The following is a 26462-nucleotide window of genomic DNA, read 5'->3' on the forward strand; positions in this document are numbered from 1 at the left end:
TCCGATTCGGTTGTTGGCTGGCTGTGTACCATAGGCAAAAAAACCGTTGCGCCAGGGAATACCCACCCAACCCCCAGCGGCATTGTTGAAGCTGCGTTGCCAGAGCAGTTGCCCTTGCAATGTATACTTCGCCCAATAGCTTATGACCGAACCGCTAGCTGAAACAGTTATTGCTTTACCATCAGTTATAAAATTCCTATACTGGCTGCTCACGTTCGTGGAATTGGGATTGCCAAATAAGTCCGTGCGCTCCCAACTGCCTATTGCTTGCCCGCAAAGCTGCAACGGCCCGGCTACCAGTAGTAATAGCCACAGCCCGTATACCCATGCCGTTTTCATGATTAATCCGTTTAACGGACCGGTTTGTTCTCACACGTTGAGACAAGCCAGCCCTGGTTTTTACCGATTAATCAACACTTTCTGCGTGGTGGTGGGCATGCCGTCCACCAGCAGCGTGGCGGCGTACTGCCCCGGCCGCAGGCCCAGCACGTCCAGGTCGGCTTCATAGCGGCCCTGCTGGTTCGCGGGCAAGAGCTTTTCCAGCATTACGCGCCCGGTCAGCAAATCGGTCAGGCGCACGCGCACCGTTTGCGTGGCAGTTCCCGCGGTGGCTTCCACGTGCAGGCGGTCGGTCGCGGGATTAGGGTAGAGGGCGCGCACCGCGCCCTGGCTTGTGGCAGCGGTTTGCGTCCCCGCAGCTTGCGGCCGCGCCGCAGCCGGGCGCAGGCCCGCGCGGGGGTAGAGGTAGTTGAACCACAGCGCCGCCATCTCGGCGGCTCCGCCCGGCGTGCGGGCCACCCGGCGCAGAGCAGCGCTGTCGAGGGCCGTTACCTTGCGGGCGGGCCAGGCGCCGGCCTTGCTGACGCGGCCCACCACGTCGAATAGCGCCAGCCGGGCCTCGGCGGCCGGGTAGCCGGCCACCCGGCCGGCCAATTGGGCGCGCAGCCGGGCCGTGGCCAGCGGTCGGCCGGCGCGGCGGTATTGCTCCAGCAGGTCGAAGCCCAGCCCAAAAAAGGCGTCGGGGTTGGCTGCGGCCAGCGTGCCCACGTAGGTTTCCAGGGTGGCGGTGTCGGGCTGTTGCGCCAGCAGCCACTGCCGGATGGCGGCCTGGTAGCGGCCCAGCCGGGGAGCGGGCGCCGCTTGGCGCCGGAGCGTGTCCATCAGCGCCTGCATGTACGCCGTTGCGTTGGCACCCCGCGCCTGCGCCCCGGTGGCAACGCCCTGCGTGGCCTGGCACAGCGTGCCCGGGCCCGTACCCAATGGAAAGGAACTGGTGGTACTGATAACAGAGCCTGTTGGGTTAAAGACGTTTGGGTCTCCATCTGTCACAGCAGTAGCCTGTTCATCAACGGAACCTTGGTAGCGGTAATAAACAAAACTCTTTCCTGCGTTGCGATTCATCAGAGAATGGTCGCCATTCAGGTAGTTGGCAAATTTATTTCCCTGGGGTTGATTAGGGTTGCCCTGTTGATTCAGGTAAGCGTCGTTTTCGATTAATATGGCGGATGAGGTGCTGGCATTGGAGCCGCTAAAATCGTTGCAGGCAATGGTGAAGTCCACGGTGTAGCCAAGGTTGGGCCGGATGCGGATGCCGTGCCAGCAATTTTGAAACACGTTGCCGGCGAGGTCACCACCGCCTTCGCTTAGGCTGAGGCCGAAAGTGAGGTTCTGCAAAGTCAGGTTGGCAAAGCCTTTGTAGGCCTGATTAAGCATGATTCCCGTTTGGGCTTTCGAGGCAGTGGCGGTGTCGTAGGCGGCAATGACGCCACCGCCAATGCTAACCGTCGCGTAGGGCGCATTCGTGATGGGCATGTTGGCGCTGTTGCCGACGATGCCGTACATCGGGTCAGTCCCCTGGGTCCACGTTGTTTGGTAGTTGCGGTTATTGATGGTGCCCGTGTTCATGTCGATGGCCGTGTGCGTGGGAAAATTCCACAGCGCACCCACGTCGTCGAGCCACACGCCGGCCCGCACGGCGCGGGTGATGCTCAGCCCCCCGTCGAAACGCAGCGGCGCTTGAAACGGGCTGTTGGCCACCAGCCCGTAAATGGCGCCTTCGATGAGGATGTTTTTCAGGGCCACGCCGTTCGTGCCGGGGTTGCCCGGGGCCACGGTGGGCGTCAGGTGCAAGGCTTCTATCGACCACGTGTCGGCGGGGTTGGCCTGGTAGGGCGGCAGCAGGCTGGGCTGGGAGAACAAGGCCACGCTTTCCAGGTACGCGCCGTGCAGGTTGTCGCGCTGGCCCTGGTCCCAGATGCCATACAGGTTTTGCTCGAAGCGACAGTCGCGGATGTCGTACTCCGTCGACGCCGGGCCGTTGGTGTCCGCCCGCGGCACGTTTACGCCGTATTCCGCGTACGCCACGGTGCAGTTCTTGCCGAGGTAGAGGTGTTGGTCGTCGCGGTCGTGCTCAAACCAGATGCCCTGCCACATGTTGGCCGCAGGCTTGGTCAGGTTGCCGTTGCAGGCAGCCGTGAACAGCGCCCCCTCGGCTTCGAGCCGGGCACCCTTGCCCAGCACGAAGGCGTAGCCGCTCACCCGGGGCCGCCCCTTGAAGACTACTATTGTGCCGTCGACGTAGAACTTCGTGCCGGGCTGGATGATGTACGTGCCGGTCTCAAAGTGCAGCGTGCCGATGACGTGGTAGGTGCCCACCGGGAACGTGCGGCCGCCGACGTAGTTGGTGAGAGCCGCCGGGTTGCCGATGACGTAGTCATACACGGGCGGCTTGGCGCAGTCGGGCGGCGAGACTGTGAGCTGCGCAACAGCGGGATGCGTCAAGCTGCTCATCAGCGCCAGAAAAAGGCAGAGAGAGAGAGAGAGAGAGAGAGAGAGAGACGCTTTGCTTGTTGGCGCGGCCCCCGGGTAGTAGTGTGCTGCATATGGAAAAGGATTAAAGTGAGAAAACAAGATAGGCTATTGCCGCCAAAATCAAGCCAGCAAGAACTTGATTTCCATCTATCTCACCTTTTCAACCGTCAGGGCTTGCCAGGGCTTACAAAAAAACCGTTCCTGTATCAGGAACGGTTTTTCATTCTGCGGGAAGATCCAGGCCCCCACTTAGCAATACTCCTCAAACGCGCCTTGCAGGTTGTTGACGATGCGCATGGCGTCGGAACCTTCGATGTGGTAGCGCTCAATCATGTGCACCAGCTCGCCGTCTTTGAACAGGGCGATGCAGGGCGACGAAGGAGGGTACGGCAGCAGGTGCTCGCGCATCTTGGCCACGGCGTCGGTTTCCATGCCGGCAAACACGGTCACGAGTTTGCCGGGCTTCTTGTCGGCGCTGGCCAAGGCCATTTTCAGGGCCGGGCGGGCCTTGGCGGCGGCGCAGCCGCACACCGAGTTAACGGCCACCAGCACGGTGCCTTCTTTGTCGGCCAGGGCCGACTCCACTGCTTCGGGGGTCATCAACTGCTCAAAACCAACCTCGGTGAGGTCCTGGCGGATGGGCGCCACCATGTATTCGGGATAAACTGCCATTGTCTGGTTAATTAAAAGGCGGCGGGGCCGCGTGAGGATGCAAAAATACGCATGCTTAAAGCATTAGGGGCGGCGGAAAGTTTCGAGGGTACCGGTTGCTTTAAACAAGAACGTCATGCTGAGCGCAGTCGAAGCATCTCTACTGCGCAGCTAAACCCTGATGATTGGTTTACTGCTGCGGGAGAGATGCTTCGACTGCGCTCAGCATGACGTTCTTGTTTGCGCCGTCTTTCTACCCTCGGCCTACGGCACTATCGTCTCGATGCTACCATCGGCGCGGCGCTTCAGCTCGGTGACTTTGATGTTGCGCAGCCAGGTTTTGCCCGAGAGCTGGGTGTCGTGGTAGAAAATGTACCACTTGTCCTTAATGGGCACGATGGAGTGGTGGGTGGTCCAGCCCTGCACGGGCTCCATGATGACGCCCTGGTAGGTAAAGGGGCCGGTGGGCGTAGAGCTGGTGGCGTACACCAGCAGGTGGGTATCGCCGGTGGAATAGGAGAAGTAATATTTGCCCTGGTACTTGTGCATCCAGCCGCCTTCGAAGAAGCGCCGCTTGGTGTCGCTGGCCAATAGCGGCTTGCCGGCTTCATCCATGATGACCAGTTCTTTCACGGGGCCATCGAAGTGCTTCATGTCGGCCGAGAGCTTGGCCACGCGGGCGCTGAGGGCGGGCACGTCGCCGCTGGGCTCTTTTTCGGGCGCGTTGGCGTCGTAGGTGCCTTTTTGCCAGCGCTGGAGTTGGCCGCCCCAGAGGCCACCGAAGTACATGTAGGCGCTGCCGTCGGTGTCCTGAAACACGGCCGGGTCGATGCTGAAACTACCGGCAATGGGCGCGGGGTCGGCCTTGAAGGGGCCAGCGGGCGTTTTGCTGGTGGCCACGCCGATGCGGAAGACGTCCTGCTTGTCCTTCACCGGGAAGTAGAGGTAATAGGTGCCGGCCTTGAAGGCGGCATCGGGCGCCCACAGCTGGCGGCCGGCCCAGGGAATATCCTTGATGTCGAGCCCCACGCCGTGGTCCGTCACCTTGCCACCGATGCTGTCCATCGACAGGATGTGGTAGTCGCGCATGGCGAAATGGTCGCCTTTGTCGTTTTCCGGAATGCCGGCCTCGATGTCGTGCGAGGGGTAGATGTAAATCTTGCCCTCAAAAAGATGCGCCGACGGGTCGGCGGTGTAGATGTTGCTGATGAGGGGCTGCGACAGCGGCTGCTTGGCGGCCGGGGCTGCGGCGGTATCGGCTTTGGGCGCCTCAGAAGTGGTGGTGGTTTCCTGGGTGGAGCTGTTGCTTTGGCAGGCCCCGAGCAGAGCCAGCGAAGCGGCTAGTACGGGCGCCAGGCGCTGCGTTTTGGAGGAGGTGAGCATGAGGGAATTTTGGGGTGTGAGCAGGTTTTCGAAGGCTGTCAAAAACGAATTGACCGCCGGGGCTAGGCCAGGGGTTTTAGCGACTGCCGCGTAAATATAGAAGCACAACCTGTGCGTGCAACCATCTGATTGATAACGCTTTTTAACTCAAAACTACCGCAACCGTTTGTGATAGGCGGACAAAACCCAACGGGCGGCAACGCGTTTAGCAACGGCCGGCGCATAACTATTTTGACGCCCAACGCTTTTACCAAACGGCCGCCGTGAGCAGGCCTTTCCCCTCTCCTTTTCCTACTTTTTATGGATACCGCACAAGCCACCACTTTTCGCCGCATCTTTCAGGTGATTGACGGCAACCGAAAGGCCGTAGGCGACGGCTTCCAGGTGACCAGCCCCATGCCGGGGCCGCGCATCCGCCAGCTCAGCCCCTTCCTGCTCATCGACCACATCGGGCCCATGGCCATTGCGCCCAGCGACCAGCCGCTGGGCTCGCCGCCCCATCCCCACCGCGGCTTCGAAACCGTGACCATTATGTATCAGGGCGTGCTGGCCCACCGCGACACGGCTGGCCACCAAGGCAACATCGGCCCCGGCGACGTGCAGTGGATGACGGCCGGCGCCGGCCTCCTGCACGAGGAGATGTACGAGAAGGAGTTCACCCGCCGCGGCGGCACCCTGGAAATGGTGCAGCTCTGGGTAAACATGCCCAAAAAGGACAAAATGGCGCCCGCCAACTACCAGGACATTCCTTCCTCGGCCATCAAGACCTTGCCCACGCCCGACGGGCAGGGCACCATCCGCGTCATCGCGGGCAGCTACGAGGGCGTGACCGGCCCCGCCGGCACGTTCTCGCCCCTGACCATGCTCGACGTACACCTGCCCAAGGGCAGCGAGTTCACGCTCAAGCTGCCGCAGGACTACAACGTTGGCCTCTACATTGTGAAGGGCGACGTGCTGCTGCACGGCAACCGCCCGGCGGCCACCAAGCAGCTGGTGGTGCTGGGCTGGGATTCAGAAGAAGCCCACATCACCGCCACCGAAGACAGCATCGTGCTGGTCCTGGCCGGCGAGCCCATTGAAGAGCCGCTGGCCACCTACGGCCCCTTCGTGATGAACACCAACAAGGAGCTGGTGCAAGCCATTGCTGACTATGAGAGTGGGGCCATGGGCAAGTTTGAGGACGACGAGTAGAGCTAAATCGCAATTCGGAGCATAAAAAAGAGCGTCATGCAGAGCGCCAGCGAAGCATCTCGCGTGCAGCAGTAATCCAATCGACTGATTTACTGCTGCACGCGAGATGCTTCGCTGGCGCTCTGCATGACGTCTTGATATTCAAGCGTCGGCGCTACCGGCTGCTGTAGCGCTGGCCGAAAAAGTCGCCCTTGTTCCACGTCGGGCGCGCGGGGTTCTGGGCTACCTGATAGCCGATGAGGAAGCAGAGCTGCACGTATTTCTTGGCGGCATCGAAGTCGAACTGGCCGTTGATGTCGTCCTGCGGCTTGTGGTAGGTGACGGCGCGCCACTTCTGCACTTCCTCGCTGAGGTTGTTTTTGCCGTCGGCGGTTTTGTTGCCGTATTTGATGTGCAGGGCCGGAATGCCGGCCGTCACGAAGCTGTACTGGTCGCTGCGGATGAAGCGGTTTTGCTCGGGCTCGGGGTCTTCTTCCAGGGTTACGTTCATGTAAGCGGCCGCCTTTTTTACCGGTTCGATGAGCGTGGAATGCGGCGCGCCCAGCGCCACCACGCTCAGCAGCGGGGCAATGAGCGTGGGCATGTCCATGTTCACGTCGGCCACAATCCGGGCCTTGGGCACCGTGGGATTGGCCGCAAAGGCTGCCGAGCCCAGCAGGCCCAGTTCCTCGCCGGTCATGAACACGAAGAGCATCGTGCGCTTGGGTTTCTCCTTCAGCTTGGAGTAGATTTTGGCGATTTCGAGCACGCACGACACACCCGAGGCGTTGTCGTGGGCGCCGTTGTTGATGGAGTCGCCCTTCACCGGGGCCGTGATGCCGAGGTGGTCGAGGTGGGCGGAATGCACCACGTACTCATCTTTCAGCTTAGCGTCGGAGCCAGTAAATTTGCCCACCACGTTGTAGCTCTCAATGTCCTGGTAAGTGGATTGGGCGCTGGCCGTCACGGTGACTTTCAGCGCGGCCGAAGCCGGCTTGCCGCCTTTGATGGAGGCAAACACCTGCACGGTATCCAGCGACGCGGTTTGCAGGAAGCGCTGCAGCGTGGCGGCGCTCACGGCCCCATAAAACTGCTGCTTGCTGCCCGCGGCGAAGGTGCGCGACACCGCCACCTTGCCATTGGGCCCCAACACGCTGTAGGTACCGGTTTTGATATTGGGCAGGGGGCCGGCGTGGGCCGAGGCCAGCATCAGGCCCACGGCGCCGTGCTGCACGGCCGCCTTCAGCAGCCCCGCCAAATCCTGGCTGGCCGAGGCTACCGTGGAAGCAAACGTGCGAGGCGCCCCACGCACTATCACCACGATTTTGCCCTTCACATCAAGGCCTTTGTAATCGTCGTAGCCCAGTTCAGGCGCGCTGATGCCGTAGCCGGCGAAGGCCAGCGGCGCGTTCGTGACGATGGTGGCCGGCAGCTCGGGGCTGGGGTATACCACGTAGTCCTGGCCCAGCGTCAGCGGGATGGCGGCGCCTTTGGCATCGCGGGCCGCGAACGTGGCGTCGCCCTTCAGGAAAGCCCGGCGCAGGCGCACTTTCTGAATGTAGGTGCCGCCTTCACCGGCGGGCTGCGCGCCCAGGTCCTTGAGCTGCTTGGTCACGTAGTCGACGGCCATTTGGTAGCCGGGCGTGCCGGCTTTGCGGCCCTGCAGCTTGTCGTCGGCCAGGTAGGCAATGTGGGCTTTGATGTCAGTCGGTTGCACCTGGTCGAGGGCCTGCTTGACGGGCGCGGGCACTATGAGCGGGGCTTGCGCCTGGGCACGGGCGCTGAGCAGCAACGACGCGGCAGCGCTTACTAAAAGAAAGTTTTTCATGGATAAATGGTGTAGAGACGCAATATCTTGCGTCTCGTCGTTGAACGACTTGTGCCTGCATGGCGCGAACGAAACCCGACAATCCTTGAGACGGCGCGGACGACGAGACGCAAAATATTGCGTCTCTACCTCGTTCAGGATTGAGACGCAAATATGCGTCTCTACAGCGCCAGAATCTGCTTCAATTCCGCATCGGTCACCGTGAGCAGGCCTACTTTGGGCAGGCGTTGGGTGAGGGTGCGCCAGTTGGGCTCCTGCTTGAAAATGGGTCGCAGCAAGGCCATGGCCGCCGGCACCTGCTGCTTGTTGGCCAGCGTGATGGCGTGCCAGTACTTCATTTCCAGGTTTTGCGGGAACATCCTTTCGGCGGCTTGGTACTCGTTGATGGCCAGGGGCATGTCGTTTTTCTCCACGGCCAGGTCGCCGGCGTTCATGTGGTCGTAGGCGCGCTGCAGGCTCAGGAGGCGGTGCAGCTCGGGCAGCGGCGCGGCGCTGTCTTCCACGCGCAGGTCAATGAGGCGGTCGGCCCAGGGGCCTTCGGTGGCGGTGCCGCGCACCACGAGTAGGGCCGCCGACTGCCGGCCGCGAATGTCGCCGCCGGCGGCCTGGGCAGCATCCAGGGCAGCCAGCGCCCGCTCGGCCAGGGGCAGTTTGGCGTTTTGCCCGTAGGCTTTGGCCATGGCGGGCCACACGGTGGCGTTGAGCATCATGTTAGCCTGCACCGAAAACTGGTTGCCCTGCTGGTGGCCGGCCATGTCGACGCACTTCTTGCCGGTGTGCGTGGCCACGCGGCCTTGGTTGTCGAGGATGGCGACCTGGCGCACCTCGCGGGCTTCATCATTCGAGAGCAGCTCATCCAGCGCCTGCTGGGCCGATTTTCCGATTTTCAGCAAAGCCAGACCGCGCAGGCCGAATGACTTGTTGGTAAACGACTGCGTGGCCACCACGCCCACGCCGGCCTCGCCCCAGCTTACCGACGTGCCCACCGAAAACCAGTGGCTTTGCACGGCCACGGCCATTTCACCGGTGGCGGGGTCGCGCGCCACAATGCTGAACGTGTGCGCGAACGGGTCGGTGGCAGAATACATCTGGGCGGCGGCGGGCAAGCGCAATAGCAGGACCAGAAGAACGAGTAAGGAGTAACGGTTGAGCAACATAGGTGGGAATTTGATGAGAATGAGTGAGTGCCGAACGAGGAAAGCCGGCCACACATCTGCGGCTAGCAACACGCCCTAAAGATTGTGTTAGCCCAAAAGTTTTGGGGTGCAACTTCGGCCAGAAAAGCCAAAACGCTGCAGAATTTGCAAAAAATCATCACTTTTATTCCACATTATTAATCACCTTTGGGCATTCACCCTTCAAAATATCATTGCATGAAAACTGCCACTCGTTGCCTGTTGACAGGCCTGATTTCACTGGCCCTTGCTTCGGCCGGGCGCGCCCAGCAGTTCACGCCGCAGGTGCAGGAATTCATCAAGGTGAACGCGCCCACGGTGGCCCTCGTCGATGCCAAGATGATTGACGGCACCGGCCGCCCCGCCCAGCTGCACCAAACCGTGCTGCTGCAAGGCGGTCGCATCACGCAGGTGGGGCCGCTGAAAAAAGTAAAGGTGCCGGCCAGTGCGCAGGTCATCAATTGCGCGGGCAAAACGTTGATTCCGGGCTTGGTGATGCTGCACGAGCACCTCTACTACACCATGCCCGCGGGCCCGTTTTTCAACATCGCCCAGATGCCCTACTCCTTCCCGCGGCTGTACCTGGCCGGGGGCGCCACCACCATCCGCACGGCCGGCAGCATCGAGCCGCAGACCGATTTGGCCATCAAACGCCTGATTTCGGAAGGCAAGGTCATCGGGCCCGACATGGACGTGACCGCGCCCTACATGGAGGAGCCCGGCATGGACATTCCGGCCCTGAACACCATCAAAGGCCCCGAGGACGCGGCGGCCAGCACCAAGTTCTGGGCCGATAAGGGCTGCACTTCATTCAAGATGTACATGCACGCCACCCGCGCCGACCTGGCCGCCGTGGTGCGCGAAGCCCACGCCCGCCAGCTCAAAGTAACCGGCCACCTGTGCGGCATCAGCTACCGCGAGGCGGCCGAAATGGGCATCGACAATCTGGAACACGGCTTCATGGCCAGTTCCGACTTCGTGCCCAACAAAGCCGCCGACGCCTGCGACTACCCCGCCGCCCGCCAGAGCCTGCTGCGCCTGCCCCAAAACAGCCCCGACATGGCCAGCCTCATCAAGTTTCTGGTGAGCAAGCACGTGGCCCTCACTTCCACGCTCACCGTGTTTGAGCCCTACACGGGCCGCGAGGTGGTGCTGGGAGGCGGCCTCGAATCCCTGATTCCGCAGTTGCAGGAGCGCGAGCAAACCACTTGGCAGCAAAACCAGCAGCGCGACACCGCCAGCGTGCGCCTCTTCAAGAAGAACATGGCCTGGGAAAAGCAGTTTCACGACGCCGGCGGCCTGTTGGTGGCCGGCACCGACCCCACCGGCGCGGGCCGCACCATTGCCGGCTACGCCAACCGCCGCCAGCTGGAGCTGCTGGTTGAGGAAGGCTTCACGCCGGTACAGGCCATCAAAATCGGCACCCTGAATGGCGCCATCTACCTGGGCCGCGACAAGGAAATTGGCACCATCGAAGCCGGCAAGCAGGCCGATTTGGTGCTCATCAACGGCGACCCGGAGCAGGACATCCAGCAGGTGCGGCGCATGGAAATCGTGTTCAAGAATGGCGTAGGCTACGACTCGCCCAAGCTGTTTGAGTCGATGAAAAGTAAGGTGGGGCTGAACTAGGGCCTTGGCCAGGGAGTGAGCTCACGCTCAGACGCAAGTCGATAATTAGGCGCACCTTTGTGGTTCTGCTTACCTAACTGTTATTTTTTTATCGACTGCCAGAGGCTTGTAAACAGGCTTTCGGTGCGGGCCATCGCCGCACTTCTGCGCTTTTAAAAAACCGGGAATGCAAGCCATTCAATCGATTGCGAAACCCCAGAAAGCAATTGGTTTTTGCAGAGCCGGCCCGGCTGCCAGCTCGAATTTTCACCCGGAACCATCCTGATTTTCTTATCGTTGAATCATCTTGGCCTGATTTTTTACTTATCTTCAGAATATCAGGCATTCACCCCCGGAGCCTAAGTCCCCCATCGAAAGCCGCCTGGTTGGCGGCTTTCCTGCCGGCAGCTCCTCTTCAACGACACCTCCCATGACTTCGCATACTTCCTTCTCCGAGCCTTTCGTTCCGCAGTTCCAAATCCAGAACCCCGGCCTACGCCAAACCCACGAGCTCAAAACCTGGCCATCGTGCTTTGCCGCCGTCAAGGCTGGCAACAAACCGTTTGACGTGCGCGAAAACGACCGCAGCTTTCAGGTCGGCGACATGCTGATTCTGCGCGAATTCGACCCCGACAGCGGGCAATTCACCGGCCGCACCGCCACCCGCTGGGTGAGCTACGTGCTCGAAGGCGGCGCTTTCGGCGTGCAGCCCAACTGGTGCGTGCTGGGCTTTAGCGAGCAAGCGCCCATTCCGGCCGGCATCACCGATATCCGACTGTGGTAAAGGAGGGCCGTCTGTCCTCCCTCCTTACCTTGCGGCGTGTCCGATTCTGCCGCGCCCGTCATTCGCGTTTCTCAGCTTAGCAAGCGCTACGGGGCGCAGACCGTGGTGCAGGACGTGTCGTTTGCACTGGCCGCCGGCGAAACGTTGGTGCTGCTGGGCCCGAGCGGCTGCGGCAAAACCACCCTGCTCAAAATGCTGAACCGGCTCATTGAGCCCGATGGCGGCAGCATCCACATCAACGGCGAAGACGTGCGTGCCCAGCGCCCCGAGGAGCTGCGGCGCGGCATGGGCTACGTCATTCAGCAGGTGGGCTTGCTGCCGCACTACACCGTGGCCGAAAACGTGGCCGTGGTGCCGCGCCTGCTGGGCCAGGCCCCGGCGGCCATTGCCGAGCGCACCACGGCGCTGCTCACGCGTCTGCACCTGCCGCCGGAGCGCTACGCCGGACAGTACCCGCACCAGCTGTCGGGCGGGCAGCAGCAGCGCGTGGGCCTGGCCCGTGCGCTGGCCGCCGACCCGCCCATTATCCTTCTGGACGAGCCCTTTGGCGCCCTCGACCCCATCACGCGGGCCAGCATCCGGCGTGAGTTTCGGGAGCTGGACGAGCTGCGCCGCAAAACCGTGGTGCTCGTGACCCACGACGTGACCGAGGCCTTCGAGCTGGCCGACCGCATTTTGCTGCTCAATGCCGGCCAGCTGCAGCAACTGGGCACGCCCCGCGAGCTGCTGTTTCGGCCCGCCAACGACTTTGTGCGCCGCTTCTTCGCGGCCGAGCGGCTGGGGCTGCAGCTGCGCACCCTCACACTGGGCGACGTTTTCCCCAATTACGAGGCCAGCATTGTGGATAAGTTGATAACCGGCAGCACCGGCGAAGCCACCGACGTTTTCACCACCGCGACTACCGTGAATGAAGCGCTGGAAGCGCTAACCAGCGGCGCGGCGCCAAACGCCGCGGCCAGCTTCACCGTGGCCCAACTCATGGCTGCCTTCGGCGAAGCCCTGCAACGAGAGGAGGACGCATGGAAACGCTAAGCGCGCTGCTCACTTTCTGGCAGGAGCAGGCCGGCAAGCTGGGCGAACAAACCCTGCAGCACATCGGCCTCACGGCGGGCTCGCTGCTGCTGGGGGTACTGTTGGGCGTACCGCTGGGGCTGTTTTTGTCGCGGCGGCCACGCTGGGCTCCCGCCGTGCTGGGCCTGGCGGGCATCCTCCAGACGGTGCCCAGCATTGCCCTGCTCGGCTTCCTGATTCCGCTGTTGGGCATCGGGCCGAAGCCGGCCATTTTTGCCCTGTTTCTGTACTCGCTGCTGCCCATCATTCGCAACACGCTGGCGGGCATTCAGGGCGTGCCGCCGGCCGTGGTGGAAGCCGCCCGCGGCCTGGGCCTCACCGACGCGCAGGTGCTGCGGCGCGTGGAGCTGCCGCTGGCCTTGCCGGTGCTCATGGCCGGCATCCGCACAGCTACCGTGATAAACGTGGGCGTGGCCACCCTGGCGGCCTACGTGGCCGCTGGCGGGCTGGGCGAGTTCATCTTCGGCGGCATTGCCCTCAATAATCCGGTGATGATACTGGCCGGGGCGCTACCGGCTGCCGGGCTGGCGCTGGCTTTTGATGTGCTGCTGGGCGGCGTGCAGAAACTGAGCACCCGCCGACTAAGGCAGGTGGGCACCGCGCTGCTGGTGGCGCTGCCGCTGCTGGGTGCGCTCTACCTGCTGCCGCGGGCCACGGGCAAGCTGCTGGCCGGCTTTAGCCCCGAGTTTGTGGGGCGGGCCGACGGGCTGCCCGGCCTCACCAAAACCTACCGCCTACACCACCTGCCCAGCGTAGTGCTGGCCCCCGCGCTGGTGTACGAAGCCGCCCGCAACGCCAACGTGGACGTCATCGACGGCTACAGCACCGACGGCCGCATCCGGGCCTACGACCTGTGCGTGCTGCGCGACGACCGCCGGGTGTTTCCGCCCTACTACGCCGTGCCGGTGGTGCGCCCCGCGCTGCTGCGCAAGCACCCGGAGCTGGCGCCCGTGCTGGCCCAGCTCGACGGGCTGATTTCAGACACGGCCATGACCAACCTGAATTACCGCGCCGACTACCTGCACCAAGCCCCCAAGGCCATTGCCGAGGCCTACCTGCGGCGGCGCGGGCTGTGGCGCGACGCTCGCCCAGCCGTGCCCGGCGCACCGGTAGTGAAGCTGGGCTCGAAGATTTTTGCCGAGCAATACATTCTGATTGAGATGTACGCCGCCCTCATCCGCGGCAATACCGACCTGGCCGTGCAAACCAAAACCGGCCTGGGCGGCACCACCATCTGCTTCGAGGCCCTGCGCACCGGCGCCATCGACCTTTATCCCGAATACACCGGCACTGGCCTGCTGGTACTGCTGCAGCCCACACCGGCCGTGGTCGACTCATTGGGCGGGCGGCCGGCGGCGGTGCTGAGCTACGTGCGGCGGGAGTTCCAGCGGCGCTACCAGTTAGACTGGCTGGCCCCGCTGGGCTTCAACAATACCTATGCCCTGCTGATGCGGCAACGGCAGGCGCAACAGCTGGGCATTGCCAGCGTGTCGGATTTGGGCAGGTACCTGCGCGAGTAGCGTGGACGCTGCGAGTCCGCGCGTGGTGGAGCGTTCATCCGGGCGCGAACTCGCAGCGTCCACGCTACTTTCGCTGCATGAATCTCGCCCTTGCCACCGACGCCGACGTACCTCGCCTCACCCGCCTCGTGAACCGCGCCTACCGCGGCGACTCCTCCCGCCAGGGCTGGACCACCGAGGCGCACCTGCTCGACGGCCAGCGCATCGACGAAGAAGGCCTGCGCGAGATGCTGGCCGCTCCCGGGGCCGCCATCCTGATGTGTCTGGGCGAAAACGATGAGTTGCTAGGCAGCTTCTACGCCCAGGCCACGGGCCCGAAAGTATACCTGGGCATGCTGGCCGTGGAGCCCCAGGGCCAGGCCCGCGGCGTGGGCAAATTCCTCATCCGAGCTGCCGAAGACTACGGCCGCCAGCACGGCTGCACCGTGAGCAAGATGACCGTCATTTCGGTGCGCCACGAGCTCATTGCCTATTACGAGCGCCAGGGCTACCGCCAGACCGGCGCCACCGAAGCCTTTCCTACCGACCCACGCTTTGGCATTCCCAAGCAGCCGCTCACGCTGCTGGTGCTGGAAAAGCCCTTGACATAGAAGGCAGCCGCCTGCTCATGAAAACCCTGGCTGACATGGTATTACTCGGCGACTCGCGCCTGTACGAGGTGTGCGAGCCGGTGACGAAGGCCGACCTGCCGCTGGTAGCCGGCTGGGTGGCTGACCTGCACAACGTAATGAACGAGGTGCGCGTCCGCTACGGCTTCGGCCGGGGCATTGCGGCGCCGCAGTTGGGCATCATGAAGCGGCTGGTGTACCTCAACCTCGACCGGCCCCTGGTGCTGCTCAACCCCGAGCTGACCGACGCCAGCGAAGAGCTGTTCGAGCTGTGGGACGACTGCATGAGCTTCCCCAACCTGCTGGTGCGCGTGCGGCGGCACCAGTCCCTGACCGTGCGCTACCGCGACGAGCACTGGCAACCGCAGGTGTGGCCCGTGCAGGATGCCCTCTCAGAGCTGTTGCAGCACGAGTGCGACCACCTCGACGGCGTGCTGTGCACCATGCGCGCCATCGACTCGCAGTCGTTTCGCTGGCGGCCCTAGTCCGGCGGGCTAGTCCCGATAGTTGAGGGCGGGCTTGCGGTCGCCCAGCAGGGGGTTGTAGACATAGCTGCCCACTTGCTGCCTGAGTTCGGCTTGGGCCTTGGTGAGCAGGTCGGGGTTAGTGAAGAGGTCGATGCCGGTCAGGGCCATGGTTTTGGCGGCCACCATCATGCCTTTGCTGCCGATTTCCTTGCCGCTGCAGGCCACGGCCTGCCAGCTGTGCGCCGGCGTGCCGGGCACCCAGGTGGCGGCCGTCAGGCCCACAGTGGGCACCACGTAGCTCACGTCGCCCACGTCGCTGCTGCCGCCGGCGTCGCGCGGCTGGTAGGGCGCCACTTCGGCGGCCTGCGCCACGGGCGGTGCGGGCACGCCCAACGACTCCTGAATGCGCTTGCCGAAGGCCGCTTCCTCTGGGGTATAGCTCACGCCGCCCACCTGCTCCAGATTGCGCTGCAGGGCCCGGGCCAGGGTTTCGTTCACCAGCAGTTCGTGCGTGCCGCCGATGATTTCGTAGTCCATGGTGGTGCCGGTGCCCAAGGCGGCGCCCTCGGCGGCTTTCACCACGCGCTCGAACACGGCCTGCACGGTGGCGCGGTTGGGGTGGCGCACGTAGTAGTACACTTCGGCGTAGTCGGGCACCACGTTGGGCGCCTTGCCGCCGCTGGTGATGACGTAGTGAATGCGCGTTTCCTGGGGCACGTGCTCGCGCATCATGTTCACCATATTATCCATCGCCTCCACGCCGTCGAGGGCGCTGCGGCCCCGCTCGGGCGAGGCGGCCGCGTGTGCGGCAATGCCGTGGAACCGGAATTTGGCCGACTTATTGGCGATGTACTGGCCGGTCATGGCGGCGTTGCCGTTGCTCGGGTGCCAGTGCAGCACCGCATCCACGCCCTTGAACAAGCCAGCCCGCACCAGGTACACTTTGCCGCTGCCGCCTTCCTCGGCCGGGCAGCCGTACACCTTCACGGTGCCGCGCAGCTTGCCTTCCTTCAGCAGCTTTTTCAGCTCGATGCCCGCCGCCACGCTGGCCGTGCCGAAGAGGTTGTGCCCGCAGCCGTGGCCGGCGTCCTGGCCGGCAATGGTGGTTTTCTCGGCCACCGCCTGCTGGGCCAGGCCCGGCAGCGCGTCGTATTCGGCCAGGATGCCGATGACCGGCTCGCCGCTGCCGTAGGTGGCCACGAAGGCCGTGGGCATGTCGGCCACGCCGGCCTGCACCGTAAAGCCGTTTTTGCGCAGCTGCTCCTGCAAAAGGGCCGAGCTTTTGGTTTCCTTATAGCCCACTTCGGCAAAGCCCCAGATGCGCTGGGCTACCTGCTGGTACTCGGCGTAGTGCGACTGCAAATCCTGCAGGGCTTCGGTTTTGAGGGCGTCGGCGGGCGGCAGGGCCGGGCGGAAGGCCAGCAGCAGGCCAGCGCCTAGCAGGGACAAGGTAACGGTGGTTTTCATAAGGGACTTGGACAAAATAGCAACACTAGCGGCCCGCATGGGACGCCGGCGCCAGGCGGCGCAACGGGCTGTTGGGCAACAGGTACGGCTGAATTTCGGCGAAGGAAAAGGCCGGCGCGAAGGCATCGGTGTACATTTTGGAAATGAAGCTGCTCATGGCTTCGTACTGCACCGGGAAGGCAAACCGCACGGAATCGTCGAGCAGATAGCTGCCGTTGTAGGCATCGAACGTGGCGCGCGTGTAGCGCTGCTCGCGCAGGCCGGCCACGTCTTCTTCCAGCAGCCCACCGCTTTCGCCTTCCTGGTTCGAGTAGTCGTTAAGAAAGTGCTGGAGCTGCACTTGCAGCCGGCGGTTGGCTTCGGCCACCAGGGCCGGCACCTTTTTCGGGTCGATTTCTCCTTCTACCAGGATGCCGTCGCCGGTGCGCAGGTCGTACACGCTGTGGGTGACGCCCGGCGTTACGCTGGCGCCCACCATCTCGCTGTGCAGCAGCACGCTGAGCAGGCAGTTATCGGTGTATTCGGCGGTCAGCATCTGGGTACCAGGGTCGCCGTTGTCGTCGGCCACCAGCATGCGCAGCTGCACGCGCAGCATCTGGCTCACGGCTGCGCTGGGCACCGTGATGGCTAGCTCTTCGGAGTCGGGACTGGTGATGCGCACGCGGCAATCAGCGGCGGGCGGCGGGGTGTAGGGCAGCAGCGTCACGGGCAGCTGGCGCGGCCGGGCGGGCGGCAGCGTGCGCCAGGTGCCCGCCAGCGAGCCATCGGGCTGCAGTGCTAGCAGGAACTCGGCCGTGGGCCGGTCGGGGTGCTTTTGGTTGGTGAACTCGCGCAGCCGCCACTGGCCGGAGGGCCGACGCTCGCCCAACAGGGCAATGCCGCTGCCGCTGCGCGGCTCGTAGTAATAGTCCCCGTACACGGTGGTGTCGAAGGGCACCAGGCACAGGCGCACGGCCAGCTTACCGCCCAGCGTGCCGGCGTAGAAGGTTTGCAGGGTGTCTTTGCCAGCTGTGGCGGCAGATGCCGACGCTGTCGGCGCGGCATTCTGGCTGACGACAGTCGGTGCTTTCTCAGAGGTAGAAGGACCCGAGCAGGCCGCCAAAAGGACCGCGCCAACCAAGACGAGAAGCTGGCCAGCGCCAACCACTGCGTTCGGCCGCTGCCGAACGCCACGATGATAATTTTTCAAGTGCAGCAGGAAAAAGGCACCGCAAGGTATTCCCGTTTTAGCGCACCAACTTCTCAGCTCGAAACAGGTCGTCGGCGGCCTGCAGAAGCTTGGCGCGCAGCTTGGGGTTGTAGTCGGGGTGCGCGGTCAGGAAGCTTCGCACGGTAGCGGCGGCCGTGGGCGTCTGGTAGCTGCCCAGCGTGGCCTGCAGCCAGGAATAGGGGAAGAAAATGTCGCCGGTAAGCTGAATTTCTTCCAGCAGGTCGAGGCTGGCGGGCAGGTATTTTTCTGAGGTGGCCTGCCGCAACGGGTGGTGCAGGTAGCCCAGGGCCGAAGTCACCCAGGCTTCCTTGTCGCGGCCTTTTTCGTCTTTCAAACTGGCAAAAAAGGTGTCGCGCGTGGCCGCGTCGGGCGAGAGGGCGGGCATGAGAAACTCCAGCCGCTGCTTGCGGTCGGCGTTTTTGATGCGGGTGAGCTGCTGGGGCAGGATGGGCTGCGCGGCCGGGTAGTCGCGCACGGCCAGCGCCAGGGCCAGGGCGGTGTAGTCGTCCTCGGTCAGCTTCACGCCGGCGGGCGCTTTCTCGGCTTGCCAGATGTCGTAGAGGCGGGCCTGCGCGGCCTTGGTGAGGGCCACGGATTGGTACGTCTTAAACAGCAGTTTTTTGGAATTCGCCGCCGGGTTTTTCAGCATGGCGGCCCACAGGTCCTGCTCCAGCCCGGGCCCCACGGCCGCCCGCCGAGCCGGGCTGAGAAACTGCCAGAAAATGGCGCTGGCCTGGCCCGTGAGCAGCTTCAGGTTCAGCTCTTCGGGTTCGCGGGTGAGGGCCTGGCGATACATCGTGAGCAGCTCCAGCGGCTTGATGGCTTGCCCGTTGAGCATGTTTTCGTAGAGGTTGACGTAGGCCGCGGCGCGGGCCACGGGGCTTTTTATTTCGGTGAGGTCCGGCAGCAGCGCTGGCGCCACCGGAAACACGCCGTAGCCCACGCCCGTGGAATTGAACACGATGCGCTTCGGCAAAAACGGAATGCGGGTGCCCTTCTCGGCTCCGTCCATCTTCACCGTCACCTGCTGCTGCTCGCCGCTGGCCGATTCAACCAGCACCTCAAACTCCTGCGGCCACAGGCGGTCGGAGCCGTCTTCGGCCGCTTGCGTCACGTACAGGCCGTAGCGCTGGTCGTGGCCGCCGCTGATGCGGTAGCTGAATACCGGCCGGCCGGGCTGGTTCACCCACACCTGGTTCCAGGCCTGCAGGTCGGCGGGCGTGCGGGCGTCGAGGATGCCGATGAGGTCGGGCCAGGTGGCGTTGCCGTGGGCGTACTTGCGCAGGTACTCCTGCAGGCCGGCCTGGAAGGCCTCGGGGCCCATCAGCCGCTCCAGCTGCCGCATCATAATGGGCGCTTTGTGGTAAATGATGTTGCCATAGAGCGAGCCCGCGTCCTGCAGGTTGGCCAGCGGCTGCCGGATGGGGTTGGCGCCGGCCGTGCGGTCGATGCCGTAGGCGGCCGGGTAGTGGTCGATGACGAACTTGAGGTCGTAGTTCGAGTTTTTGACGGCCACTTGGGTGATTTTATCGGCCATGAAATTGGCAAACACCTCCTTCATCCACACGTCGTTGAACCACTGCATGGTCACGAGGTCGCCGAACCACATGTGGGCCGTTTCGTGCGAAACGACGTTGGAGCGGGCCAGCACCTGGTCCTGCGTGGCGCCCTCGTCCAAAAACATGGTCGAGGCCTTGTAATCAATGGCCCCGACGTGCTCCATGCCGCCGTACTGAAAATCCGGAATGGCCACAAAATCAAACTTCTGAAACGGGTACTTGATGCCCGTGTACTGCTCCATGAACTGCAGCGCATCGGCGTGCAGCTGGAAAATGGGGCCGAGGCTGGGGCGCAGCTTGGTGGGGTCGGTTTCGCGGTGCAGCAGCGTCATGGAGCGGCCGTTGAGCGTGCGGTTTACCCGCGTGAACTTGCCCGCCGCGAAGGAAAACAGGTAGGTGCTGATGCTGTCGGAGGGGGCGAAGGTGTAGCCTTTGGACGGACTAGGACCAACGTTGAGCACCGAGTCGCGCACCGGCGCATTGCCCACGGCTTTCCAACCGGCGGGCACCGTGAGGGCCAGCGTAAACGTGGCCTTCAAATCGGGCTGGTCGAACACCGGAAACACGGTGCGGGCGCGGTCGGGCACCAGCAGCGTGTAGAGGTAGTCGGCGTTGCGGTTGAGCGACTGCTCGCCGGCCGTAAAGTTGATTTCGGCCACGTTGCGGCCCACTTTCAGTGCGGCGGCTGGCAGCACGAGGTGCTCGTTGCGGTGGTCAATTTCAACGGTCTGCCCGTTTACCCGGAGGCTGTGCAAGTTGGCCGTAGGCGCTTTGAAGTCGAGCTGCACCGGGTCGAGCGCCTCGCGCAGCGTGAACGACACAGACTCAACGGCTTCGATGGGCGCAGCTCTCGAGGCCGGAATGTTCAGGCTAAGGTCGTAGCCTACGCGGCTGATGTTCTGTATGCGCGCCGTGGCCAGAGCTTCGGAAACGCCTTTCTCAACCGGTGGCAGGGGACGCGCCGCCACCGACGACACCGGGGTAGCCACTGGCGCAGCGGTTTGGGGGATAGGCTGGCGCTGGCAGGCCGCAGTTCCGAGCAGGAGGCTAGCCAGCGCAACAGTCGGGGCAGCGTGGGAAAGAAATTTCATAGAAACTAGCCGGGGGTAGAGACGCATATTTGCGTCTCGTCGTTGAAACCGCTACGCAAACGACGCGCCCGCAGAGACGCAAATATGCGTCTCTACCCCCAACCGCCGACCCGTGACCAGCCTCTCCCCGCCTCCCCTGCCCCCGCCCGCCGACGTGCGGCTGTTTCCGCTGGGCGACGCGGCCGTGGTGCTGGAATTCGGCACGGTCATCAGCCCGGCCACGCACCGCGCCATTCAAGCGGTGGGCGCGTATCTGGCTCAGCACCCGTTTGCCGGGCTGCGCGAGTGTGTGCCGGCTTTCACCACCCTCACGGTGTACTACGACCTGTGGCTGCTGAGCAAAAACGGCCAGCCACCTTACGAAACAGCCGAAAAGATTCTGCAGGAACTGCTCCCCGCGGCGCTTGCTACCGAAGTAGCAGCAGTGGCCGCCGTCGTGGAAATACCCGTGTGCTACGGCGGCGCCTTCGGGCCTGATTTAGACGCGGTGGCCGCCCACGTCCGCCTCACCCCAGCGGAGGTCATTGCCCGCCATTCGGCCCCAGACTACTTGGTGCACATGATAGGCTTTGCGCCCGGCTTCCCCTACCTGGGCGGGCTTAATGAGCGACTGGCTACCCCGCGCCGGGCCCAGCCGCGGGCGCTGGTGCCGGCCGGCTCCGTGGGCATCGCCGGGGCCCAAACCGGCATCTATTCCCTGCCCACGCCGGGCGGCTGGCAGCTCATCGGGCGCACGCCGCGGCGGTTGTTCAACCCCGAATGGGCACAGCCCAGCTTGCTGCAGGCCGGCCAGCGACTGCGCTTCGTGCCGATTGACGAAGCCGGGTTTTACCGCCTTCAGCAGCATGAGCATTAGCATCTTGCGCCCCGGCCTGCTCACCACCGTGCAGGACCTCGGCCGGCACGGCTACCAGAAAGACGGCATCCTTGTGAGCGGCGCCACGGACGCCGTGTCCCTGCGCGTGGCCAACCTGCTGGTGGGCAACACCGAAGATGCGGCCGGGCTCGAAATCACCCTGCTCGGCCCTCGCCTCCGCTTCGATGCCGACCACCTCATTGCCCTCACCGGCGCGCACCTTTCGCCTACCCTCGACGGCCAACCCGTGGGGTTGAACCGCCCCGTGTGGGTAGCCGCCGGCACCGAACTGGCTTTTGGGACGGCGGTGGCGGGCAGCCGGAGCTACCTGGCCGTGGCGGGCGGCCTGGCGGTGGCGCCGGTGCTGGGCAGCCGCTCTACCTACCTGCGGGCGGGCTTTGGCGGGCTCGAAGGCCGGGCTTTGCGAGCGGGCGACCACCTGCCCTGCGCCGCCCCCAGCGCCACCGGCCGCCAGCTGATGGCTGCGCTGGCTGCGGCAGCCGCTTCGGCCACGTGGGCGCAGGCCCGCTGGGCGCCCGGCCCGGCACTTTGCCCCGTGCCCCGCGCCAGCCCCGTTGTTCGGGCCGTGGTTGGGCCGGAGTATGGGCAGTTTTCGGTGGAAAGCCAGCAGGCTTTCTGGCAGCAGCCATTCACGGTCACGCCTGAAGCCGACCGCATGGGCTACCGGCTGCAAGGCCCGACACTGACGCGACACACCGCTGCCGAGCTGCTTTCCAGCGCCGTCACGTTTGGCACCGTGCAAGTACCAGCCGGCGGGCAGCCCATCCTGCTCATGGCCGACCACCAGACCACAGGAGGCTACCCGCGCCTGGCCCAGGTGATAACGGCCGATTTTTCGGTGCTGGCGCAGCTGCGACCGGGGCAGACCGTGCGGTTTGCCGAGGTTGCGTTGGCCGAAGCGCAGGCGCTGTACCTTGCGCAGGAGCGGCGCCTGCGGGCCTTGCGCCAAGCGGTGGAGACTAGAACAAGGTAGAGACGCAATATTTTGCGCCTCGTCGTTGAACGGTCATCGTCAGCGCGGCACGGAGCCAATCGTTCAACGACGAGACGCAACATATTGCGTCTCTACAACCCGCCTTCTATGCCCCCAACCCTTACCGTTGACCTCAACTGCGACATGGGCGAAAGCTTCGGTGCCTGGACCCTGGGCCACGACGCGGCCCTGATGCCTTTCATCACCTCGGCCAACATTGCCTGTGGTTTTCACGCCGGCGACCCGGCCATGATGAAGCAAACCGTGCGCGCTGCGCTCAGGCACAACGTGGCCCTCGGCGCCCACCCCGGCCTGCCGGATTTAGTGGGTTTTGGGCGGCGCAACCTGGATATTTCGGCCGAAGAGGCTTTTGACATGACGGTGTACCAGCTTGGCGCCCTAGCGGCCGTGGCCCGGGCCGAGGGCGGCCAGCTGCACCACCTCAAGCCCCACGGTGCCCTCTACAACATGGCCGCCACCAACGCCGCCCTGGCCGAAGCCATTGCCGAAGCCGCGTACCAAGTGCAACCTGAGCTGGTGCTCTACGGCCTGGCCGGCTCGGAGCTGACCCGGGCCGGCGAAAAGCTGGGCCTGCGCACCGCCCACGAAGTATTTGCCGACCGCACCTACCAGGCCAACGGCACCCTGACCCCGCGCCGCCAGCCCGATGCCTTAATTACCAGTGCCGAAGAATCCCTGGCCCAGGTGCTGCGCATGGTGCAAGAGGGCCGAGTACGCGCCCAGCAAGGCCAGGACGTAGCCATTCGGGCCGATACCGTGTGCCTGCACGGCGACGGCGCCCACGCCCTGGAGTTTGCCCAGCGCCTCAATCAGGAGCTGCGCCAGGCCGGCGTGACGCTGCAAGCGGCCGGCGGGTCCGCCGCCCAATGAAGCCGCAGCCCAAAGCCCGCTGGTGGGGCGGGGCCACGCTCGGCGCCGCGTTTTTGATGGCCAACTCGTCCATCGGGCCGGGGTTCCTGACCCAGACCACGGTGTTTACCCAGCAACTGCTCACCAGCTTCGGGTTTGTCATTTTGCTGTCGGTGCTGCTGGACATTGGGGCGCAGCTCAATACCTGGCGCATTCTCACGGTGAGCGAGCTGCGGGCCCAGGATTTGTCAAACAAGCTGCTGCCGGGGCTGGGCTACTTCCTGGCCGCCATGGTGATACTGGGCGGCTTTGCTTTCAACATCGGCAACATTGCCGGCTGCGGCCTGGGCCTGAACGTGCTCACCGGCCTCAGTTTCGAGCAGGGCGCCATGATAAGCTGCGGGGTGGCGCTGCTGCTGTTCTGGGTGCAGGAAGTGGGGAAGATGCTCGACGGCTTTACCAAAATCCTCGGCACCGTCAAGATTCTGCTCACGCTGGGCATTGCCATCAGCGCGCATCCGCCCGTGCTGCAGGCGCTGCACCACACGGTGTTGCCGGTCAAGATTAGCGCGGCGGCCATTGTCACCATTGTGGGCGGCACGGTAGGCGGCTACATCACGTTTTCGGGCGCGCACCGGCTGCTCGACGCAGGCATTAAGGGTCGCGAAAGCCAACCGCAAGTGACGCGCAGCGCCCTCAGCGGCATTGTTATTTCCACCATCATGCGGTTTGTGCTGTTTCTGGCCATTGTGGGCGTGCTCAGCCACGGCGCGGTGCTCGACAAGGACAACCCCGCCGCGGGCGTGTTCCGCTCGGCGGCGGGCGAGGTAGGCTTCCGGGTGTTTGGGGTCATTTTGTGGAGCGCGGCCATATCCTCGGTGGTGGGCGCGGGCTACACGTCGGTGTCGTTTTTCAAGACCTTTCACCCCGTTTTCGAGCGGTATGAGCGGGTGTGCATTTCGGTGTTTATTCTGCTTTCCACGGCGGTGTTTGTGCTGGTGGGCAAGCCCGCCCAGCTGCTGGTGCTGGCCGGGGCCGTGAACGGGCTCATCCTGCCCATTGCGCTGGCCATTGTGCTGGTGGCCGCCACCAGCCGCCGGCTGATGGGCACCTACCGGCACCCGCGCTGGATGCTGGCCGCCGGCTGGGTGGTGGTGCTGATAATGGGCGGCCTGAGCGTGCCCGTGCTGGTAGAGCAGGTGACGGGGCTGCTGCGCTGAGGCCGCACCGCTTTTCCGGCAACCCGTGTATCTTGGCGGCCCCTTGCCTGGCCAATTCTGCTTTCCCAACTCCCTCATATGAAACGTCTTCTACTGCTATCGGCCTTTCTGGGCCTGGCCGGCTCCGCTTCCGCGCAGGCCAATCTCATCCACGCCATTTCGCTGGGCACCCGGCTGGGCGTGGATGCCGCGGTGGCGGGCGGCCGCAAGCACCGCGACGCCACTTCCGACCGCTACGTGACGACGGCCACCTACCGCGGCGATTCCTATTACCAGAAGCGCACGCCCGCCAGCAAGCTCAAAGGCCCCGGCGGCCCCCAGATTGCCTACCAGGAATCGACGCTGCAACAGTGCCAGGCGGCGCTGCTGGCCGATTCTACCAGCGCCCTTGGCACCGCCGAGACCTGGGCCATGCTCGAAAGCTCGCGCGGCCTCATCGTCCGCGACCGCCCTTCCTGGAACGTCGATGCCTACGCCGATGAGGCGTCTTTCTACCAGGCCGAAACCATCCGACGGCAGCGCCGCGCGGCGGCCGGCAAGCACTAGCCCGCCCGCCATTCTCCGGTAAATTCTTTGCTCTCAACCGCCATGAACACCGCTACTGAATCTGCTCCCGCCCCCGGCCTTACCAGCCCCGACCTGGCGCCCGTGGCGCCCGCCGAGCGCACTTGGGGCACCGGCAACTACGCCGCCCTCTGGGTCAGCATGAGCCTGTGCATCCCCACTTACATGCTGGCCAGCTCGCTCATCGAGGGCGGCATGAACTGGTGGCAGGCCCTGCTCACCATTTTCCTGGGCAACACCATTGTGCTGGTGCCCATGCTCTTGAATGGTCGGGCCGGCGCGCAGTACGGCATTCCGTTTCCGGTGTTTGCGCGGGCCAGCTTCGGGGTGCGCGGGGCCAACGTGCCGGCGCTGCTGCGGGCCATCATTGCCTGCGGCTGGTTCGGCATTCAGACGTGGATAGGCGGCTACGCGCTGTATCAGATGGCGGTGCTGTGGGTGCCGGGGCTGGCCACGCTGCCGGCCGTTTTTCCGGCCAGTTGGGGGCTGGCCACGGGGCCGGCCATCGTGTTTCTGCTGTTTTGGGTGCTGAACATGTACGTGGTGTACCTGGGCGTCGACAGCATCCGGAAGCTGCTTGTTTTCAAGGCATTTTTCTTGCCGGTGGCGGCGCTGGCGCTGCTGTGGTGGGCCATCTCGGCCGGGCACGGGCTGGGGCCCATTCTGGCGCAGCCGAGCAAGTTCACGTCCAGCGCACAGTTCTGGGCGTTTTTCTTTCCCTCGCTCACGGGCATGGTGGGCTTCTGGGCCACGCTCTCGCTCAACATTCCGGACTTCACGCGCTACGCCACCAGCCAGCGCGCCCAGCAGATGGGCCAGGCCATTGGCCTGCCCGCATCCATGACCATGTTTTCGTTCGTGGGCGTGGTCGTGACCTCGGCCACGTTCGTCATCTACGGCAAAACCATCTGGGACCCGGTGGTGCTGGCCGGCAAGTTCGACAGCAAGCTGCTGGTGAGCTTCGCCATGCTGGCCGTGGCCCTGAGCACGCTGGCCACCAACATTGCGGCCAACATCGTGAGCCCGGCCAACGACTTCGCCAACTTCTCGCCCGAGCGCATCAGCTTCAAAACCGGCGGCTACATCACCGGCGTTATCGGCCTGCTAATCTTCCCCTGGAAGCTGATTGCCGACCCGTCGGGCTATATTTTCACCTGGCTGGTGGGCTACTCGGGGCTGCTCGGGCCCATCGGCGGCATCATGATAGCCGACTACTACCTCATCCGCCGCCAGCAGCTCGACGTGCCCGACCTGTACCGGTACCACGGCCGCTACGGCTACCGCAACGGCGTGAACCGCGCGGCCATGCTGGCGCTCATCATCGGCATTCTGCCCAACGTGCCGGGTTTCCTCACCGCCATTGGCGTGCTGGAGAAGGGCGCGGTGTGGCCGGGGCTGGTGGCGGTGTACAACTACGCGTGGTTTGTGGGTTTCCTGGTGTCGGGCGGCGTTTATTTGCTGCTGATGCGGGCCCAAACCGCCGGCCAACCCGCGCCGCACGGCCCGGAAGCCGCCATTCCCAATTCCTCACCTTCGCTTGCTCAATAACCTGGTT

General features: G+C 64.1%; 21 protein-coding genes. 13 read left to right on the forward strand and 8 right to left on the reverse strand.

The window, feature by feature from the left end; genetic code table 11:
* Positions 1-399: 399 nt before the first annotated feature.
* The 3 genes from MUN81_RS21260 to MUN81_RS21270 form a co-directional block, all read right to left on the reverse strand.
* Entirely contained in the window at positions 400-2790 is a 2391-nt protein-coding gene (locus MUN81_RS21260; RefSeq protein WP_245114094.1) for a hypothetical protein, read from the reverse strand.
* Positions 2791-3060: 270 nt separating this feature from the next.
* Positions 3061-3483: a BrxA/BrxB family bacilliredoxin gene (locus MUN81_RS21265; RefSeq protein WP_190927064.1), complete on the reverse strand. Its 423-nt coding sequence runs from the start codon at positions 3481-3483 to the stop codon at positions 3061-3063.
* A 243-nt stretch (positions 3484-3726) separates the two neighbouring features.
* The gene (locus MUN81_RS21270) at positions 3727-4845 is read right to left on the reverse strand and encodes a glycoside hydrolase family 43 protein (protein ID WP_245114095.1); all 1119 of its coding nucleotides are present in this window, start codon (positions 4843-4845) and stop codon (positions 3727-3729) included.
* 300 nt (positions 4846-5145) lie between these two features.
* Between MUN81_RS21270 and MUN81_RS21275 the strand changes: the two genes are divergently transcribed.
* Positions 5146-6036: a pirin family protein gene (locus MUN81_RS21275; RefSeq protein ID WP_245114097.1), complete on the forward strand. Its 891-nt coding sequence runs from the start codon at positions 5146-5148 to the stop codon at positions 6034-6036.
* A 154-nt stretch (positions 6037-6190) separates the two neighbouring features.
* On the opposite strand, the gene MUN81_RS21280 is transcribed toward MUN81_RS21275, so the two are convergent.
* Positions 6191-7843, reverse strand: a complete 1653-nt coding sequence (locus tag MUN81_RS21280) for a M28 family peptidase (RefSeq protein ID WP_245114099.1) — start codon at positions 7841-7843, stop codon at positions 6191-6193.
* A 161-nt stretch (positions 7844-8004) separates the two neighbouring features.
* Positions 8005-9000, reverse strand: coding sequence for a DUF1028 domain-containing protein (locus tag MUN81_RS21285; protein WP_348533149.1), 996 nt, complete (start codon positions 8998-9000; stop codon positions 8005-8007).
* Positions 9001-9216: 216 nt separating this feature from the next.
* Here MUN81_RS21285 and MUN81_RS21290 point away from each other — a divergent pair, with 216 nt between their 5' ends.
* The 6 genes from MUN81_RS21290 (at position 9217) to MUN81_RS21315 (ending at position 15094) form a co-directional block, all read left to right on the forward strand.
* Complete coding sequence (locus tag MUN81_RS21290) at positions 9217-10647, forward strand: amidohydrolase family protein (protein ID WP_245114100.1); 1431 nt, start codon at positions 9217-9219, stop codon at positions 10645-10647.
* Positions 10648-11056: 409 nt separating this feature from the next.
* Positions 11057-11410: an ASCH/PUA domain-containing protein gene (locus MUN81_RS21295; RefSeq protein ID WP_245114101.1), complete on the forward strand. Its 354-nt coding sequence runs from the start codon at positions 11057-11059 to the stop codon at positions 11408-11410.
* A gap of 36 nt (positions 11411-11446) precedes the next feature.
* Positions 11447-12442, forward strand: a complete 996-nt coding sequence (locus MUN81_RS21300; protein ID WP_245114106.1) for an ATP-binding cassette domain-containing protein — start codon at positions 11447-11449, stop codon at positions 12440-12442.
* A complete protein-coding gene (locus MUN81_RS21305) occupies positions 12430-14001 on the forward strand; it encodes an ABC transporter permease/substrate-binding protein (RefSeq protein WP_245114108.1) in 1572 nt (523 codons plus the stop codon). Before MUN81_RS21300 ends, MUN81_RS21305 begins: the two co-directional genes overlap by 13 nt.
* Before the next feature lie 77 nt (positions 14002-14078).
* The gene (locus tag MUN81_RS21310; RefSeq protein WP_245114110.1) at positions 14079-14591 is read left to right on the forward strand and encodes a GNAT family N-acetyltransferase; all 513 of its coding nucleotides are present in this window, start codon (positions 14079-14081) and stop codon (positions 14589-14591) included.
* A gap of 17 nt (positions 14592-14608) precedes the next feature.
* A complete protein-coding gene (locus MUN81_RS21315; protein WP_245114111.1) occupies positions 14609-15094 on the forward strand; it encodes a peptide deformylase in 486 nt (161 codons plus the stop codon).
* 9 nt (positions 15095-15103) lie between these two features.
* Here MUN81_RS21315 and MUN81_RS21320 read toward each other — a convergent pair whose 3' ends face one another.
* The 3 genes from MUN81_RS21320 to MUN81_RS21330 all read right to left on the reverse strand — a co-directional run bounded on the left by MUN81_RS21320 (position 15104) and on the right by MUN81_RS21330 (position 20403).
* A complete protein-coding gene (locus MUN81_RS21320; protein WP_245114112.1) occupies positions 15104-16543 on the reverse strand; it encodes an amidohydrolase in 1440 nt (479 codons plus the stop codon).
* 25 nt (positions 16544-16568) lie between these two features.
* Positions 16569-17663 (reverse strand): hypothetical protein, encoded by a 1095-nt coding sequence (locus MUN81_RS21325; RefSeq protein WP_245114113.1) that lies wholly within the window; start codon positions 17661-17663, stop codon positions 16569-16571.
* Between the two features lie 106 nt (positions 17664-17769).
* Positions 17770-20403: a M1 family aminopeptidase gene (locus MUN81_RS21330; protein WP_245114114.1), complete on the reverse strand. Its 2634-nt coding sequence runs from the start codon at positions 20401-20403 to the stop codon at positions 17770-17772.
* Positions 20404-20515: 112 nt separating this feature from the next.
* On the opposite strand from MUN81_RS21330, the gene pxpB reads away from it, so the two are divergent.
* The 6 genes from pxpB (at position 20516) to MUN81_RS21360 (ending at position 26455) form a co-directional block, all read left to right on the forward strand.
* On the forward strand, positions 20516-21259 hold the full coding sequence (gene pxpB / locus MUN81_RS21335; protein WP_245114119.1) for a 5-oxoprolinase subunit PxpB: 744 nt from the start codon (positions 20516-20518) through the stop codon (positions 21257-21259).
* Positions 21249-22253, forward strand: a complete 1005-nt coding sequence (locus MUN81_RS21340) for a biotin-dependent carboxyltransferase family protein (RefSeq protein ID WP_245114120.1) — start codon at positions 21249-21251, stop codon at positions 22251-22253. Before pxpB ends, MUN81_RS21340 begins: the two co-directional genes overlap by 11 nt.
* A gap of 108 nt (positions 22254-22361) precedes the next feature.
* Complete coding sequence (locus MUN81_RS21345) at positions 22362-23144, forward strand: 5-oxoprolinase subunit PxpA (protein WP_245114121.1); 783 nt, start codon at positions 22362-22364, stop codon at positions 23142-23144.
* Entirely contained in the window at positions 23141-24343 is a 1203-nt protein-coding gene (locus MUN81_RS21350; RefSeq protein WP_245114122.1) for an NRAMP family divalent metal transporter, read from the forward strand. Before MUN81_RS21345 ends, MUN81_RS21350 begins: the two co-directional genes overlap by 4 nt.
* Positions 24344-24421: 78 nt before the next feature.
* Positions 24422-24889 carry a hypothetical protein gene (locus MUN81_RS21355; RefSeq protein ID WP_245114123.1) on the forward strand — a complete coding sequence of 156 codons (468 nt, stop codon included), beginning with the start codon at positions 24422-24424 and terminating at the stop codon, positions 24887-24889.
* Positions 24890-24931: 42 nt separating this feature from the next.
* Positions 24932-26455, forward strand: a complete 1524-nt coding sequence (locus MUN81_RS21360) for an NCS1 family nucleobase:cation symporter-1 (RefSeq protein ID WP_245114124.1) — start codon at positions 24932-24934, stop codon at positions 26453-26455.
* The last annotated feature ends 7 nt before the right edge of the window (positions 26456-26462 follow it).

The organism is Hymenobacter sp. 5317J-9, assembly GCF_022921075.1.
Taxonomy (GTDB): Bacteria; Bacteroidota; Bacteroidia; order Cytophagales; family Hymenobacteraceae; genus Hymenobacter.

Bases quoted from the DNA above. Each gene is read 5' to 3' on its own strand.
- MUN81_RS21260 (WP_245114094.1), bottom strand. From the start codon at position 2,790: ATGAGCAGCTTGACGCATCCCGCTGTTGCGCAGCTCACAGTCTCGCCG.
- MUN81_RS21265 (WP_190927064.1), bottom strand. From the start codon at position 3,483: ATGGCAGTTTATCCCGAATACATGGTGGCGCCCATCCGCCAGGACCTC.
- MUN81_RS21270 (WP_245114095.1), bottom strand. From the start codon at position 4,845: ATGCTCACCTCCTCCAAAACGCAGCGCCTGGCGCCCGTACTAGCCGCT.
- MUN81_RS21275 (WP_245114097.1), top strand. From the start codon at position 5,146: ATGGATACCGCACAAGCCACCACTTTTCGCCGCATCTTTCAGGTGATT.
- MUN81_RS21280 (WP_245114099.1), bottom strand. From the start codon at position 7,843: ATGAAAAACTTTCTTTTAGTAAGCGCTGCCGCGTCGTTGCTGCTCAGC.
- MUN81_RS21285 (WP_348533149.1), bottom strand. From the start codon at position 9,000: ATGTTGCTCAACCGTTACTCCTTACTCGTTCTTCTGGTCCTGCTATTG.
- MUN81_RS21290 (WP_245114100.1), top strand. From the start codon at position 9,217: ATGAAAACTGCCACTCGTTGCCTGTTGACAGGCCTGATTTCACTGGCC.
- MUN81_RS21295 (WP_245114101.1), top strand. From the start codon at position 11,057: ATGACTTCGCATACTTCCTTCTCCGAGCCTTTCGTTCCGCAGTTCCAA.
- MUN81_RS21305 (WP_245114108.1), top strand. From the start codon at position 12,430: ATGGAAACGCTAAGCGCGCTGCTCACTTTCTGGCAGGAGCAGGCCGGC.
- MUN81_RS21310 (WP_245114110.1), top strand. From the start codon at position 14,079: ATGAATCTCGCCCTTGCCACCGACGCCGACGTACCTCGCCTCACCCGC.
- MUN81_RS21315 (WP_245114111.1), top strand. From the start codon at position 14,609: ATGAAAACCCTGGCTGACATGGTATTACTCGGCGACTCGCGCCTGTAC.
- MUN81_RS21320 (WP_245114112.1), bottom strand. From the start codon at position 16,543: ATGAAAACCACCGTTACCTTGTCCCTGCTAGGCGCTGGCCTGCTGCTG.
- MUN81_RS21330 (WP_245114114.1), bottom strand. From the start codon at position 20,403: ATGAAATTTCTTTCCCACGCTGCCCCGACTGTTGCGCTGGCTAGCCTC.
- MUN81_RS21340 (WP_245114120.1), top strand. From the start codon at position 21,249: ATGAGCATTAGCATCTTGCGCCCCGGCCTGCTCACCACCGTGCAGGAC.
- MUN81_RS21345 (WP_245114121.1), top strand. From the start codon at position 22,362: ATGCCCCCAACCCTTACCGTTGACCTCAACTGCGACATGGGCGAAAGC.
- MUN81_RS21350 (WP_245114122.1), top strand. From the start codon at position 23,141: ATGAAGCCGCAGCCCAAAGCCCGCTGGTGGGGCGGGGCCACGCTCGGC.
- MUN81_RS21355 (WP_245114123.1), top strand. From the start codon at position 24,422: ATGAAACGTCTTCTACTGCTATCGGCCTTTCTGGGCCTGGCCGGCTCC.
- MUN81_RS21360 (WP_245114124.1), top strand. From the start codon at position 24,932: ATGAACACCGCTACTGAATCTGCTCCCGCCCCCGGCCTTACCAGCCCC.